We start from the raw sequence: 14776 nt of genomic DNA, 5'->3' as shown, positions 1-14776 counted from the left end.
GTTAAGCGTAAATTAGAACGTATTTATTATGGCCGGAAATACCTTTGGAAATTTATTTAGGGTAAGCACTTATGGAGAGTCCCACGGAAAAGCAATTGGAGGTGTTATAGATGGCTGTCCGTCTGAAATTGAAATAGATTTTGATGCGATACAAAACGATTTAAACCGTCGTAAACCAGGACAATCTGCTATTGTAACCCAAAGAAAAGAACCAGATGAAGTAGAATTTTATTCGGGCATCTTTGAAGGTAAAACGACGGGTACACCAATTGGCTTTGCTATTCATAATACAAATCAAAAATCTAAAGATTACGGACATATAAAAGATTCGTATAGACCATCTCATGCCGATTATGTGTATGATCAAAAATATGGTTTTAGAGATTACCGTGGCGGAGGCAGAAGCTCGGCAAGGGAAACAGCAAGTAGAGTGGTGGCAGGAGCTATTGCGAAACAATTTTTAAAAGGAATAGAAATACAAGCATTTGTATCTCAAGTAGGAGATATGAATTTAGGTAAACACTATACAGAACTTGATTTATCGTTAACCGAATCTAATGCAGTTCGTTGTCCTGATGTTGAAATGGCTGCAAAGATGGAAGAATACATAAAATCTATCAAAAAAGAAGGCGATACAATAGGTGGGATTATCACCTGTGTCGCAAAAAATGTACCGATTGGTTTAGGAGAACCTGTATTCGATAAGCTTCATGCAGAATTAGGTAAGGCAATGCTATCTATAAATGCGGTTAAAGGCTTTGAATATGGTAGTGGTTTTGAAGGTGTTAAGATGAAAGGTAGCGAACACAATGATCAATTTAATGGTGATGGCTCTACAAAAACCAACTATAGTGGCGGTATTCAAGGAGGAATAAGTAATGGTATGGACATCTATTTCAACGTAGCTTTTAAGCCAGTAGCTACAGTCATTCAAGGGTATGAAACTATTGATAAAGAGGGTAATATGGTTCAGACACAGGGTAAAGGAAGACATGACCCTTGTGTGGTTCCAAGAGCTGTACCTATAGTAGAAGCTATGACCGCCTTGGTTTTGGCAGACTATACCCTAATTAACCGCACCATTAAATTATAGGTTGCGTTTTTAGCACTTTTCCAAGCAAAATACTATCTTACTTCCCTAAACTAATTTATATATGAGGAAGCTTGAGTTGCATTGGCAAATTCTAATAGGAATGTTGGTAGGGGTTTTATTCGCTTTGGCCATGGTTCAGTTAGAATGGGGGCCGCAATTTATTTCAGATTGGATTAAACCATTTGGTAACATTTTCATCAACTCTTTAAAGCTTATAGCAGTACCGCTTATCTTAGGTTCCCTAATAAAAGGGGTTTCAGATTTAAAAGATATCTCCAAGCTTTCCCAAATGGGTGGGCGTACCATAGGAATATACATAGCAACAACAGTTATTGCCGTAACTATAGGGTTGGGGGTTGTAAATATTGTTAAACCTGGTGCATCTATAACAGAAGCGACCAGAACAGAACTAGTCGATAATTATAAAGGTGATGCTGATGCTATTAAAACTCAGGCAGAAAAGCAGAGAGAAGCAGGACCATTACAAGCATTAGAAGATTTGGTGCCAAGTAATATATTTAAAGCAGCTTCAGATAATGGTAATATGTTGCAGGTTATTTTCTTTGCAATATTTTTTGGAATCGGTTTAATACTTATACCTGAAGAACAAGCTACACCCGTTAAAAAGTTTTTTGACGGATTCAATGAAGTTATTTTGAAGATGATTGATTTGATAATGTTGGCTGCACCTTTTGGAGTATTCGCTTTATTGGCTGCATTAGTAGTAGAATCGCCAAGTTTAGATTTATTTAAGGCTTTGGCTTGGTACGCCTTCTGTGTATTATTAGGACTCTCGCTAATGCTGGGAGTTTATTTATTATTGGTTTGGGTATTTACGAAAACATCTCCAAATAAATTTATGAAGGGAATGTCGCCAGCTCAATTGCTTGCATTTTCAACAAGTTCAAGTGCTGCTACCTTACCTGTAACTATGGAAAGGGTAGAAGAGCATTTAGGTGTAGATGAAGAGGTAACAAGTTTTGTCTTGCCAATAGGAGCAACCATAAATATGGATGGTACAAGCCTTTATCAAGCTATTGCCGCTGTTTTCATTGCACAAGCATTTGGAATGGATTTAAGTTTGTCTGCACAATTAGGAATTATTGTAACGGCTACTTTAGCTTCTATAGGAAGTGCCGCTGTGCCAGGTGCTGGTATGGTCATGCTGGTTATTGTACTTGCACAGGCAGGTATACCGGAAGCCGGATTAGCTTTGATATTTGCAGTTGATAGACCATTGGATATGTGTAGAACAGTAATCAATGTTTCTGGAGACGCTGCCGTTTCTATGATGGTTGCTAAATCTGTAGATAAACTACACGAACCAAAAGTTAAAAACTGGGACGATAATTATAAAAAGTAATCTTATCTCAATATTTGTATTTACGATAGGCAGCAGTGCTGAACATGAACAATCCGTAACAAACTAAACCTAAGGCAACGATGCCTAATAACCATCTGCCATAGACTTGCTCTTGTATAAATGAGAAGGCTTCAGAAGTGCCCTTCAGTTTTTGAGAGGTTGTTCCTCTTAGGTTTATACCAGCTGTTATAAAAAAATAGGAAACAATGCTCGTAACGATTCCTCTGGAAATCAATCCGGCATAACCAATTCTTTTAATATATTTTCTCTTATTAATAGATGAAATTGATTGTATTTTAAACTTTTTAAGAAAGTCTCCTTTGTAGGCTTTGATAAACTGATATCCACCTTTTAAGCCCAAGCCGATACCAATAATTACAAGTGATACTGAACCGCTAGTACCGGTAAATATGGATTCTTTAGAATTTCCATTACCAGAAAACATACCAATATCCAAAGCGTCAATTATAGCGAATAATCCTAACGCTGCATATATAATTCCGCTAATGGTAAAACCAATTCGTTTTGCAATGAATTTGGGTTTAGAACCCATATCCTCTGGGTCTAATATGCCTTGCAGTAATCGCCATAAAGCATAACATAGTAATCCAAGCCCTAATAAAATTACAATAGCGGCACCAAAATTTTGTTCTTCTAAATAGTCTATGGTAGACAATTTTCCTGCTTTTTGACCACCCATATTAATAGTTGTTAAAAAGGTTAATATCCCGGTAATGGAATAAACTACACCTTTTGCGATATAACCTATAAAGGCAATTTTTTTCAATTTATTATTCATGGTCTTTTCTCTTTAAGCTTATCGGCTCCTTCAGTTGCATCTTGGTAATTTAAATCATCATCTATAACGCCCTTATAAGCTTTGATCCAGGCATTTCTAAAAATTCGCGTAACAGTAGGCCAAACTTTTGTTTTTACACTATTCAGGTCACCTTCAATAGGTATTTTAGTAGCCAAGGTATCTTGTTTATGATTTTTTAGTACGAACTTAAAGAAGCCTACAAATCCTTCCCAAAGCGTTTTTAGAAACCCATCTTCTTTACCAATAAGCTTGGCGTTTTTAAGAATGGGCTTAAACGAACCCTTTAAATACCCATCGGCAATAGCAAGCTCGCCAAAAAGATCAAAAGAACCTTCGTCAAAATCAATACCAGCATAGTAATTGGTGAAATCATTTAGAGCTTTTGCGTTGGCATTTTCTAAACTAAAGGTTATATCCATGTCGGGTATCTCCTTTACTAGATTCATATCACCCTTTAATACAACATTACCGTTACCGATTGAAGTGGCTGTTGCTTGTATATTGGAAGGTAACGTCCTTGTTTTTTCAATGACATTTCTAAGGTTTGACGCGGTGAGTTGAACATTTGATAGATTTAAATCTATATTGGGATCTGCCTGTAATTGTAAAAAAGCAAACTTTCCATTCTCAATGGTTAAACGGTTAATATCAATAGGCACTAAATTAGTAAGTGCTTTAGACCAATCTTCTGTATTAGCTTGTCCTGTAGTATCTTGTTGTTGATCTTCAAAAACATAGATTATTGTGGGCTCTAGCATTTCTATCTCACTAACTATTCTACCATGAAATAGCGCATTCCATTCAATAGAGATATCCGTTTGTTTAAAGTCTAAGAAAGGAATTTCTGTATTTGCGTTTACGGTATTTAAATACATACCGTGAATAGTGTACGCACCACGGATGATTGATAAGTCGATATCTTTAACTTGACCATAATATCCAGGAATATCTGCTAGAACTTTGTTTACATAATTTTTTAAAAAGAAGGGTAGGGAAAGGCGAATTACTATAAGTAAAATTACGATGGTAATAGGTACAAAGTATCTCTTTTTCTTATATCGCTTCCGTTTTACTTCACTCATGATTTTCAATGTTTTAATCAAACATTGAGAAGTTAAGCGATAGATTTAAGAATATCAGTTCAAGAAATGATTAGAGGTAAAAGAATATCTATTCAGATTAAAAGTAGTTGTGGCAATTATAATTTTTAGGAATTAAATGAATTTGTTCTTTAATTCTTGGGTAGGTATCATGCATGACTCTTTTTTACCGTACCATTTATATCTATTCTTGGCAACATAATCGTATACGATATTTCTAAAAGACTCTGGTAGCCATAGTAAAATAACAGATAGCCCATCATACCCTTTCAATTCTTTACCAATTTCTAAAGCAGCTGTAGATTTTGTGTAATAGGCAACATTTGGTTCAATAAGTATAATCGAATCAATATCATCAATATCAATATTTCGTTCGTGTAATAGCTTTTTTGCGGTATCACTTTGCAAAGGAGTAAAACGAAAGATGTCGTTAACATCTCGCTTGATTACAAATTGTACAGTGTTGTTGCATAAGTTGCAAACCCCATCAAAAAGAATAATTTTTTTATTTAATTCCACTTTGTAAAATTATTTAATTATTAGCAGGGCAAATCATAAGATTTTTATAATAAATCAAGTACTAAATTTCACTGTAATGGTAAGATGAGCATAGTGTGTTTATTGTATAAAGGTTGAATAAATCGTATACGATTGATTGTAAACGGCTATATTACAGTGTTATTTCTTTTTTTCCACCATTTCTAATTGGTCTACACTAACGTTTGTAGTAAATATGCCATAATTGACAATTGCTTTTCCTTTTTCAAGCGAATCTATACTTCCTACAGCTTTGCCATCAAGCATACGAACTCTATCGCCAATTTTAAAAATAGGTTTTGGCTTATTCTTTACTTTAAAGATTGCCTTTTTCTTTTCAAACTTCTTTTTCTCTCGAATAACCTTAACCTCTTTTTGAACTTCTTGCGCTACTTTAATTTTTTTAGTTCGTTCTGCCTTAGCTTCATTTGCTGTTTTCTTTTTGCGCTTACTATTTTCGGTTTCTACAATTCTTAAAAGCTCAGAAACCAATGGGCGTTTTTTGTTATCTTGAAAATATTTGTCCGCTGCTACATTAACTTTGTTACCCAACAGAATCATACGTTGGTCATGGTCGTAAAGCTCTTGATAATTCTCTAATTTAGATTTTACCTTGGCATTCAATTTCTCTAAACGCTCATTCTCTTCCCTTGCCTTTACTTCCTCTTCTTTAAGTCTAGATCCAGTTTCTGCCATTTTACTGCGCTCTTTCTGCAGTTTGGCAATTGTGGCGTCAAAACGAACCTTACCGCGCTCTATCTTCTTCTTTGCCTTATTTATAAGCGAGTAGGGGATTCCGTTCTTTTGTGCAACTTCAAAAGTAAAAGAGCTACCGGCTTGCCCTAATATTAATTGAAAAGTGGGTTCTAAAGTCTTTCCGTCAAATAACATATTGGCATTCGTTACATGAGGCAATTCATTGGCAAGGGCTTTTAAATTTGCGTAGTGTGTTGTAATAACTCCATATGATCCACGCTCATAAAACACTTCTAAGAAAGCTTCTGCTAACGCTCCACCCAATTCCGGATCACTACCAGTACCAAATTCATCAATTAAGAATAGCGTATTGCTGTCACATCGTTTTAAGAACTGGTTCATGTTCTTAAGGCGGTAACTATATGTACTTAGATGGTTTTCAATACTTTGGTTGTCTCCGATATCCGTTAGTATTTTTTTGAAGAAACAAACTTCACTTCTTTCGTGTACAGGAATTAACATACCGCTTTGAAGCATTACTTGAAGTAAGCCTATGGTCTTTAGGGTAATACTTTTACCACCGGCATTGGGTCCTGAGATGACTATTATCCTGTTTTCATCATGTAACTCAATTGTTTGTGGATATGTCTTTTCTCCTTTACGTTTATTGTTTAAAAACAATAGCGGATGATAGGCATCTCTAAGAAAAAGTCTATTGTTTGAATTAATTTTAGGTAAAAGAGCGTCTATATCTTCTGCGTACTTAGCTTTCGCAGCTATTACGTCAACTTGTGAGAGAAACTCTTGATAGTCTCTTAAAAGAGCTCTAAATGGTCTTATTTGAGCAGTTAATTGCTTAAGTATACGTTGTACTTCTTCTTTCTCTTCAAACTCTAGATTATTAAGCTCTCGACTATACTTTAGGGCGGCCTCGGGTTCTATGTAAACAATGCTTCCGGTCTTTGATGTACCCATTACGGCACCCTTTACCTTTTTGCGGTACATTGCCTTTACCGCTAAAACACGTCTGTTTTCTACCACAGATTCCCTAATTTCATCCAAATAATCAGAAGATTGGTAGGTGTTTAAAGCAGAGCCAAAGCTCTGGCTAATTTTTCCACGTACCACATTAATTTGCCTTCTAATCCCAAAAAGCTGATCTGAGGCATTATCCTTTACTTCACCAAAACGATCAATTACATTGTTTATTAAAACCGGAATTTCAGTATTTGGTTCAAGTTTTAAAGCAAAGTCATAAAAAAGAGGGTAGTATTCCTTGAATTTTTTAAAAAACTTCTGATGCTCTGCAACCGTGGTGCAGATACTGGCAATTCTTTTAAAGCCTTGCAGCTCCAGTGTGGTGTTCTCAATTTTTAAAAGCTTTAAATCGCCATTTATACTATCAAAACCATGGTTAGGTATGCGATTCTCACTTATCAATGAGGATAGGTATTCAGCTGTTTTTCCCAGCTCAATTTTTATTACTTCTTCAGTTATATAGGGTGCAATTTCTAATGCTACCGCTTTACCCAATTCTGTATGACAACGAGCGGATACTTGTTTTAATACAGATGGAAATTCTAAGTCTTGTAATGTTTTGGAATGTATGTTAGCCACGTTATGCTTTAATAAGCTGCAAAGGTACGCATTGACATTTAGATTTTGAAAATGCGAACACCTTAGGAATATCAAATTATTGAACGTAAAACAATTGATAATCCCCGACTAAAACTTTTAATGGTTGTAGAAATGATGTTTTAGTAAAGGATTGACTTGTTCTTATGTTAATACTAACTTTGATTTCTAGATGTTTAATGCAAATTTTATGGATATCAATTTGAGTGAAGGTTGGGAGCGTCAGTTAAAAGAAGAATTTGACAAACCTTATTTTAAGGATTTAATGAACTTCGTAGACAAAGAATATGCAGAAAATACCTGCTACCCAAACGCTACGGATATTTTTGCCGCATTCAACCATTGCTCTTTTGAGAACACCAAAGTGGTTATTATAGGTCAGGATCCTTACCATGGACCCAATCAAGCTAATGGGCTATGTTTTTCAGTAAAAGATGGTATAAAACATCCACCATCCTTAATTAACATTTTTAAAGAAATTGAATCTGATACAGGAAAGCAATATCCAGAAAGTGGTAATCTAGAAAGATGGGCAAAACAAGGTGTACTACTTTTAAACGCTACGCTTACCGTTAGAGCCCATGAAGCTGGTAGTCACCAGAAAAAGGGTTGGGAAAATTTTACTGATGCTGTAATTTCAATTCTATCAAAGAATATAGAGCATGTCATATTTATTTTGTGGGGTGGCTTCGCTAAAAAGAAAGCAAAACTTATAGATTCAAAGAAGCACAGTCTATTGTTATCTGGTCATCCATCACCGCTTAGCGCCAATCGTGGATATTGGTTTAATAATCAACATTTTTCATCCTGCAACAAAATATTAAAAGATTTAGGCAATAAAATTATCACGTGGTAAGTTTAGATAATAATAACGCTTTAAATTTAGGTCTTGAATCAACCCAAGATCTGAAAAATAACTTAAATAACAGCTCAAATGAATAACTTAGATAGGCTTAACACCATTTTGTTGGTAGACGATGATGATGCAAGTAACTTTTTACATTCCATTTTCATTAATAAATTGGATATGGATGTAAATATCAATTCGGCTCTAAATGGTCAAGAGGCTATTGATTTTATTCTTGGAAAAGGCCAAGAACAATTGGAATTGCCATGTATGGTCATGTTAGACCTTAGAATGCCGGTAATGGACGGATGGCAATTTATGAAGGCATATGAAGAACTTGTGCCTAAAAAATTGAAAAGTCAAATTACTATTGTTCTTGTTACGATAAGTGATAACAAAGAGGATAAAGAGCGTGCTATATCTAATAAGTATATAGCAGACTTCGCACAGAAACCACTTTCTGATGAAACTTTTAAAGCTCTAATTCAAAAGCATTACAGTTTAGCGGCAATTTAATTTATCTTAAAATATCCGATGCAGGTATAATTGAGTCTATTAAATTCAATTCTTTCAACGTAGTTTGAACTTTCGCCAGGGTTTCTTTTGGTAATTGTTTCTGACTCCATTCTGTTAATTGCAGCCATTCTTGTATATCTTCTAATTTTTGATGATATCTATTTGCTAAGGTAGAATCTATTCTAGGTATTTGCTTGAACTCAACGGTATACGTATTGATGATTTCTAGTATATGCTTTAACAATCCGTTGTTTTTCGTTACAAATTCGTTGGTGCCAACTATCATAAAACAAGGCCATGGCGTTGGACAATTACCCAAGTGTTTAAAAGTGCCGTTGTCTACCAATGGTTTAGTTGTAAAGCGCTCCCACATAAAATAATCTGCAGTACCCGATGCCAAACTTTCGACAGCGCCATCTAGATTATTTATTAAATTGAATTTTAGTTTTTCGGTGTCCCAGCCCATTTTTGTAGCCTGTACATACGACATTAGGTGACTACCACTACCAAAACGACTAATAGCTGCTGTAGTGTCCTTTAAATCCTCTAGAGATGTAAAAGAACTGCTCGCATCGGCATGAATTCCCCAAAGTAGAGGAGAGGCTATAAATTCCTGAACAATTTTAACGGCATTCCCTTCGGTTATACTTTTTACTATGCCTTCAGTTAAAATAATTGCTAGGTCGGTCTCTTTATTTTTAAGGAGCTCGCTCATTTTACCGGTTCCTTCGGGTATATCGGTCCATTCTAGGTTTATCCCTCTTTCTTCAAAAGCGCCTTCTTCAATAGCTAAATGCCATGGAAGATTAAAATGTTCTGGCACTCCAATAATCTTAACGGTTTTCATCTAGTTTGTTTTTAAGGTAATCGTAAATGGCGTATTGCGATCGTATAGCCTTATCGCCTTCTTTTTGTATGACTTTTCGGTTGGAGTTTTCAAGGTCCAATACGCGCGCTTTTTGATTGTCATTAAGTTGAAGGTTCAATATGTGTCTCAGCTCTTCAAAAATATCTTTATCTAAAATTGGGGTGAGCACCTCGATTCGGCGATCGAGATTACGGGTCATCCAATCTGCAGAACCAATATACATAAGTTCATTTCCACCATTTTCAAATAGATAAATTCGTCCATGTTCCAAATAGCGATCTATGATGCTGGTAATGAAAATATTGTCTTTCATTCCCGCATTGGGGTCATTGTTCGCTTTGAGGTAACAACAGAATCCTCTAACAATTAGCCTAACATCAACACCTGCATTCACAGCCCTGTAAAGCGCTTTAATCATGTCAGAATCTTCAAGACTGTTCATTTTTGCCGTTATAGCAGCCTTCTTGCCTTCTAAGGCGGCATTGATTTCGTTTTGAATTAGGTTTAGAAATGTTATTCTAGTGGTGAATGGCGAAACCATTAATCGTTTCAGCTTTGGCACAATTAGCTTGCGTTCCAAAACTTGGAATACCTGTCCTAAATCTTTGGTAATTTTCTTGTTTGCAGTAAATAATCCGTGATCACAGTAGATTTTAGAGGTCTTTGCATTAAAATTACCTGTACCTATATAGGCATATCGTTTTTCATAAGTACCTTCAGTTCTATAAACCATGGCTATTTTAGAATGCACCTTAACCTGTGGTATGCTAAATATTACCTTGGCACCTTTTTCTTCAAATATGCGACCCCACTTAATATTATTAGCCTCATCAAATCTAGCTTGTGCCTCAACAAATAAGGTAACCTTCTTATTATTATCCAATGCAGTCAAAATCGCATCTGCAAGAGACGATGATTTTGCTATTCGATAAATTGTCATTTTAATGGCGCTGACTTGAGGGTCTGTAGCTGCGGTAGAAAGAAATTCTTCTACAACTTGAAAATCTTGATACGGAAAATGTACCAATTGGTCTTTTTTAGCTATACTGTCAAAAATATTTTCTGAATAGGATAGCTCTGGATGTGGTAATGCCTGCTTTTCTTGATATTGTAAATGTTCAGTTCCCTTTGGAAGAGGAAAAGAGAAAAAATCCGATAAGTTATGATATGCTCCGCCGGGGGATAGATCTACCTCACCTAATTTGAAATCTACCTTTAGAGAGTCAACCAGCCAAATAGGCATTGATTCATCATAAAGAAGACGTGTTGCTTGTCCTGAAAGACGTTTATCCAAGGAATTATATATTTTTTCTACAAGTTCTATATCTGAATAGTCGTCATCTAAATATAATTCAGCATCTCTAGAAAGTTTTATGGAATAGCAATCAACAACGACCTTGTTTGGTATTAGTTTTTTAATATTTAGCCTTATAACATCATCTATAAAACAAAATTGATGACCGTTGCCAGGTAAGGTTATAAATCTATTTTGATTTTTGATAGGTATTTCAACAATGCTATATTCATTATCGGGGTGGGCAATAGCCAAATAAAGTGCACCATCAGTTAATTCTAAATGCTCTTTATGGACTTCGCACGCGTCTTTGATGGATTCATCAAATAATTGTTCTAAAAACTTCTTTTGTACATCAGTAAAATTACTGGTGTTTCGAATATAGATATCATGCTCTTCTAATTCAATTAACGTTGCTGCTATTACGTTTCCGAACTGTACCTGTTGTTCATTGATAATATTAAGAATATGCTTTAAGGTGCTATTTGCCTTAAACATTAACTTCTTTCGAAGTTTTTTATCAAGTTGTTTTATTTGTCGGAGTTGAGAAACACGTACTTTAAAATACTCATCAAGGTTAGACGAAAATATGGCCAGAAACTTTAAGCGTTCCAATAAAGGAGTGTCTTTGCTTTTGGCTTCAAGTAAAACACGTTCATTAAAGTAGAGCCAATTAATGTCTCTATGCTTCAAGTTGTCATTTTTCATGTTAAGGTTTCAGTAAAAATAAGAAGTACAACATTAAAATATTGTAAATGTTTGTTAAGCCAACCTTTTCAAGCAAAATTCAATTAGCTTATCAACAGATTCTGTAGGGGTAGTGGAAAATTCACCCGTAGATCTGTTTGCCAAAATACAATTAAGTGATACTGCTTGGTGTCCTAACATCTGGGCAAGTGCGTAAATACCCGAGGTTTCCATTTCAAGATTGGTTAATTGTATGTCATTATAATTAAATGAAGATAATTTTTCCATTAATTCCATTTGACTTGGTTTTATTCTCAACTGGCGCTGTTGTGGTCCGTAAAATCCCGTGTTTGTTGCTGTAAAGCCTAATCGTATACGATTGTCACTAAACAATGCACCTAGTTTTTCTGAATAGGAAAGTACATAAGGTCTAGCTTTTTCAGAACTCCAGCCGGTATGAGCTATAAATTCATCTTCAATCTTAGAATGGTTAATCTCATCATGTTCGTAGAAGTGTAACAGTCCGTCAAACCCAATGGAGTATTTGCTTATAAGAAAAGAATCTATAGGTATATCTGGTTGAATGGCGCCACTTGTACCAATTCTTATAATATTGAGCGAAGTATGTTTTTCTTTTAACGCTCTAGTATCAAAATCTATATTGACTAAGGCGTCAAGTTCATTTAATACAATGTCTATATTGTCCGTGCCAATTCCGGTAGAAATCACAGAGATTCTCTTTCCGTTTAAACGACCGGTATGTGTATGAAATTCTCGTTTACCTTTTCTAACCTCTATAGTATCAAAATGACGAGATACCTGATGAACCCTATCTGGATCTCCTACGGTTATAATAGTTGTTGCAATATCTTCTGGTAATAAATTTAGATGGTAAATACTGCCATCTTCATTTATGATAAGCTCAGCAGGCTTTAGTTGCATGCTATAATTTTAAAATTCGGTTAGTAGTGGTGTTGTAAAGGAAATTATATTTCAACGCACCTCCTAAATACACATCATTATCTTGAATACAAGAGTAGTAACTTGTTTTTCCTTCTAAAATCTCTTTTCCTTTCTTGGATAAGCGTACTGGATTTAGACTTGTAATCAACGGTTTTAACCTTGTCAATGCGCGATCATATTGCGTATTGGAAAAACCAAGATTACCTTGATTTTTAAGCAATATGTCCATGTATTCGGTTTTGGACTTTGGTTTCTTGTCAAGTGCAAGTTGCAAAATGGTATTTTCCATTTCGTTCAAACCGTTGTTAATACTAGGAAAACGTTTCAAATGAGATTTAACGGCATTACCTAAATAGTCAAATTGGTAATCGTTAAAATCTGTCAAGTTTTCTAATCGAATAGGGTTATTGCTGCAGTATAATTGCCAAACATAATCCGCATATTCTGCATCATCCTGGGTTAAAACTTTCTTATTCTTATAAAGGTCTAAAAGTTGCTCATCAGTAAGCTCATTAAGACTGTACATTTTGTCTGTATCATCTTCTTTTCCGCTACATACAAGAGATATTTGAGCGTATTTTCGATGTGTTAGCAGCCAACTTATAACGGCAAGCATATTCACTTGACAAAAAAGATCATACTCGAACCAAAGCACGATATGATCTTGTTGTTTATGGTTACATAAAGACCTGTATTCCTTTAAAGTCTTTTCAATAAACCATGATTTAGATACTTTATAATTTTTATGGAGAAACTCAAAACGAGCTTTCCAAAATGTTTCTGTACCAACAGTCGGCAATGTCTGTCCTTCACAAAGCATTTCGCGCCATGTGATGACATCACCACTTAGGTTTAATTTTTGAAGTCGTTCGGTGAAAACATCTCCGTTGGTAATGTGCAAGAGAGAACTCATACCAGGTTTGATTTTAGTTTGATTAGATTAAAAATAACACTTATAACAACGTTATAAAATTATTTAACAGAAAACAAATAGAACTTTTAAAGAAGGCGTTTTTGCAAAGTTATCCGCCTACTCGTTTGACAGAGAAGCCTTTGTCTTTGAGTATTGCCATGATTTTATCCCGGTAATCTCCTTGGATAATAATTTTATCGTCTTTAAAACTACCGCCTACGCTCAATTTGGTCTTCAGTTCTTTCGCTAATTTCTTAAAATCTTCATCTGCGCCAGTATATCCTTCTAAGATTGTAATTGGTTTACCTTTTCGCTTTTCGTATTTACAAATGATAGGATCATCTTGAAGCCAAATAGATTTTTTAGGCTCGTTCTCTATCGGAGTCTCTTCTAGTTCGTGCTCTGGAAACAAATTTTTTAATTGATCTTTAAGGTCCATATTGGTTACTTTTTAATTAACCCAAGTTCAATTAATCTTTCATGTAAAAATTCACCTGCAGTAATATCAGTATATAACTTAGGGTGCTCTTCGTCAATACAATTCTCCAAACAATTTAAAGGCATTTCACTTACAGGGTGCATAAAAAATGGAACCGAGTATCTAGAAGTTCCCCACAATTCCTTTGGAGGATTAACTACTTGATGAATTGTAGATAATAGTTTATTGTTTGTTAATCTAGATAACATATCACCTACGTTAATCATTAACTGGTCTGGCTTTGCAATTGCATCTACCCATTCTCCTTCATGGTTCTGTACTTGTAGTCCTTTCCCGTGAGCACCCATTAAAAGAGTAATTAAGTTAATGTCACCATGAGCCGCTGCTCTTACTGCATTTTTAGGCTCAGAGGTAATAGGTGGGTAATGAATAGGGCGTAATATTGAATTTCCATTTTTAATGAACTCATCAAAATAAAATTCATCTAGATTTAAATGTAATGCCAATGCACGTAAAACATACTTGGCTGTTTTTTCTAGCATCTTATAGGTTTCCTTGCCAACTTTGTTAAACTGTGGCAACTCTTTTACCATTACGTTAGCAGGATATTCTTTTTCTAATGCGTCATTATCCTCAACATATTGGCCAAAATGCCAAAACTCCTTTAAATCACCTTCTTTTCTACCTTTAGCATGTTCCTTTCCGAAAGAAGTATAGCCACGTTGACCTCCAATACCTTCTATTTGATACCCATCTTTCACTTCGCTAGGTAAATTGAAAAAGTCTTTAATCTCAGCATATAAAGAATCCACTAATTCATCTGATAGAAAATGTCCGCTTAAAGCAACAAAGCCAATTTCTTCAAAGGCTTTTCCAATTTCATCAATAAACTTTTGTTTTCTTTTTGGGTCATCAGAAAGAAAATCCGATAAATCTACACTAGGTACTAAGCTCATAACATAAAGATTTTATGTAAAATTAATAATTATTGTGGATTTACAAGCT

14 protein-coding genes are annotated in these 14776 nt (G+C 35.0%); 4 read left to right on the top strand and 10 right to left on the bottom strand.

The features are described from left to right. Positions 1–28: 28 nt before the first annotated feature. Positions 29–1093, top strand: coding sequence for a chorismate synthase (gene aroC / locus BM296_RS11150; protein WP_091903126.1), 1065 nt, complete (start codon positions 29–31; stop codon positions 1091–1093). A 61-nt stretch (positions 1094–1154) separates the two neighbouring features. Continuing rightward, positions 1155–2456 (top strand): dicarboxylate/amino acid:cation symporter, encoded by a 1302-nt coding sequence (locus BM296_RS11145; protein WP_027067187.1) that lies wholly within the window; start codon positions 1155–1157, stop codon positions 2454–2456. A 7-nt stretch (positions 2457–2463) separates the two neighbouring features. On the opposite strand, the gene BM296_RS11140 is transcribed toward BM296_RS11145, so the two are convergent. The 4 genes from BM296_RS11140 to BM296_RS11125 all read right to left on the bottom strand — a co-directional run bounded on the left by BM296_RS11140 (position 2464) and on the right by BM296_RS11125 (position 7226). Next, complete coding sequence (locus BM296_RS11140) at positions 2464–3255, bottom strand: DUF1206 domain-containing protein (RefSeq protein ID WP_091903125.1); 792 nt, start codon at positions 3253–3255, stop codon at positions 2464–2466. Next, positions 3252–4358 (bottom strand): DUF748 domain-containing protein, encoded by a 1107-nt coding sequence (locus BM296_RS11135; RefSeq protein ID WP_091903124.1) that lies wholly within the window; start codon positions 4356–4358, stop codon positions 3252–3254. The genes BM296_RS11140 and BM296_RS11135 overlap by 4 nt, the downstream gene beginning before the upstream one ends. A gap of 132 nt (positions 4359–4490) precedes the next feature. After that, the gene (locus BM296_RS11130) at positions 4491–4895 is read right to left on the bottom strand and encodes a thiol-disulfide oxidoreductase DCC family protein (RefSeq protein ID WP_091903123.1); all 405 of its coding nucleotides are present in this window, start codon (positions 4893–4895) and stop codon (positions 4491–4493) included. 159 nt (positions 4896–5054) lie between these two features. Beyond that, complete coding sequence (locus BM296_RS11125; protein ID WP_091903122.1) at positions 5055–7226, bottom strand: endonuclease MutS2; 2172 nt, start codon at positions 7224–7226, stop codon at positions 5055–5057. A 208-nt stretch (positions 7227–7434) separates the two neighbouring features. Here BM296_RS11125 and BM296_RS11120 point away from each other — a divergent pair, with 208 nt between their 5' ends. After that, on the top strand, positions 7435–8100 hold the full coding sequence (locus BM296_RS11120; protein ID WP_091903775.1) for a uracil-DNA glycosylase: 666 nt from the start codon (positions 7435–7437) through the stop codon (positions 8098–8100). Positions 8101–8178: 78 nt separating this feature from the next. Further along, a complete protein-coding gene (locus BM296_RS11115; RefSeq protein WP_027067181.1) occupies positions 8179–8607 on the top strand; it encodes a response regulator in 429 nt (142 codons plus the stop codon). Between the two features lies 1 nt (position 8608). On the opposite strand, the gene BM296_RS11110 is transcribed toward BM296_RS11115, so the two are convergent. The 6 genes from BM296_RS11110 to BM296_RS11085 all read right to left on the bottom strand — a co-directional run bounded on the left by BM296_RS11110 (position 8609) and on the right by BM296_RS11085 (position 14727). Then, the gene (locus BM296_RS11110; protein WP_091903121.1) at positions 8609–9454 is read right to left on the bottom strand and encodes a substrate-binding domain-containing protein; all 846 of its coding nucleotides are present in this window, start codon (positions 9452–9454) and stop codon (positions 8609–8611) included. Next, entirely contained in the window at positions 9441–11477 is a 2037-nt protein-coding gene (ppk1, locus tag BM296_RS11105) for a polyphosphate kinase 1 (protein ID WP_091903120.1), read from the bottom strand. Before ppk1 ends, BM296_RS11110 begins: the two co-directional genes overlap by 14 nt. A gap of 54 nt (positions 11478–11531) precedes the next feature. Next, positions 11532–12398 carry a nucleoside phosphorylase gene (locus BM296_RS11100; RefSeq protein WP_091903119.1) on the bottom strand — a complete coding sequence of 289 codons (867 nt, stop codon included), beginning with the start codon at positions 12396–12398 and terminating at the stop codon, positions 11532–11534. 1 nt (position 12399) lies between these two features. After that, positions 12400–13332: a DUF1835 domain-containing protein gene (locus BM296_RS11095; protein WP_091903118.1), complete on the bottom strand. Its 933-nt coding sequence runs from the start codon at positions 13330–13332 to the stop codon at positions 12400–12402. Positions 13333–13441: 109 nt separating this feature from the next. Beyond that, positions 13442–13771, bottom strand: coding sequence for a translation initiation factor (locus BM296_RS11090; protein ID WP_027067176.1), 330 nt, complete (start codon positions 13769–13771; stop codon positions 13442–13444). A gap of 5 nt (positions 13772–13776) precedes the next feature. Then, complete coding sequence (locus tag BM296_RS11085) at positions 13777–14727, bottom strand: isopenicillin N synthase family dioxygenase (RefSeq protein WP_027067175.1); 951 nt, start codon at positions 14725–14727, stop codon at positions 13777–13779. Between the last annotated feature and the right edge of the window lie 49 nt (positions 14728–14776).

The sequence above is a fragment of the Maribacter stanieri genome (genome assembly GCF_900112245.1).
Lineage (GTDB): Bacteria > Bacteroidota > Bacteroidia > Flavobacteriales > Flavobacteriaceae > Maribacter > Maribacter stanieri.
This window is presented reverse-complemented; position numbering and strand designations above follow the sequence as displayed.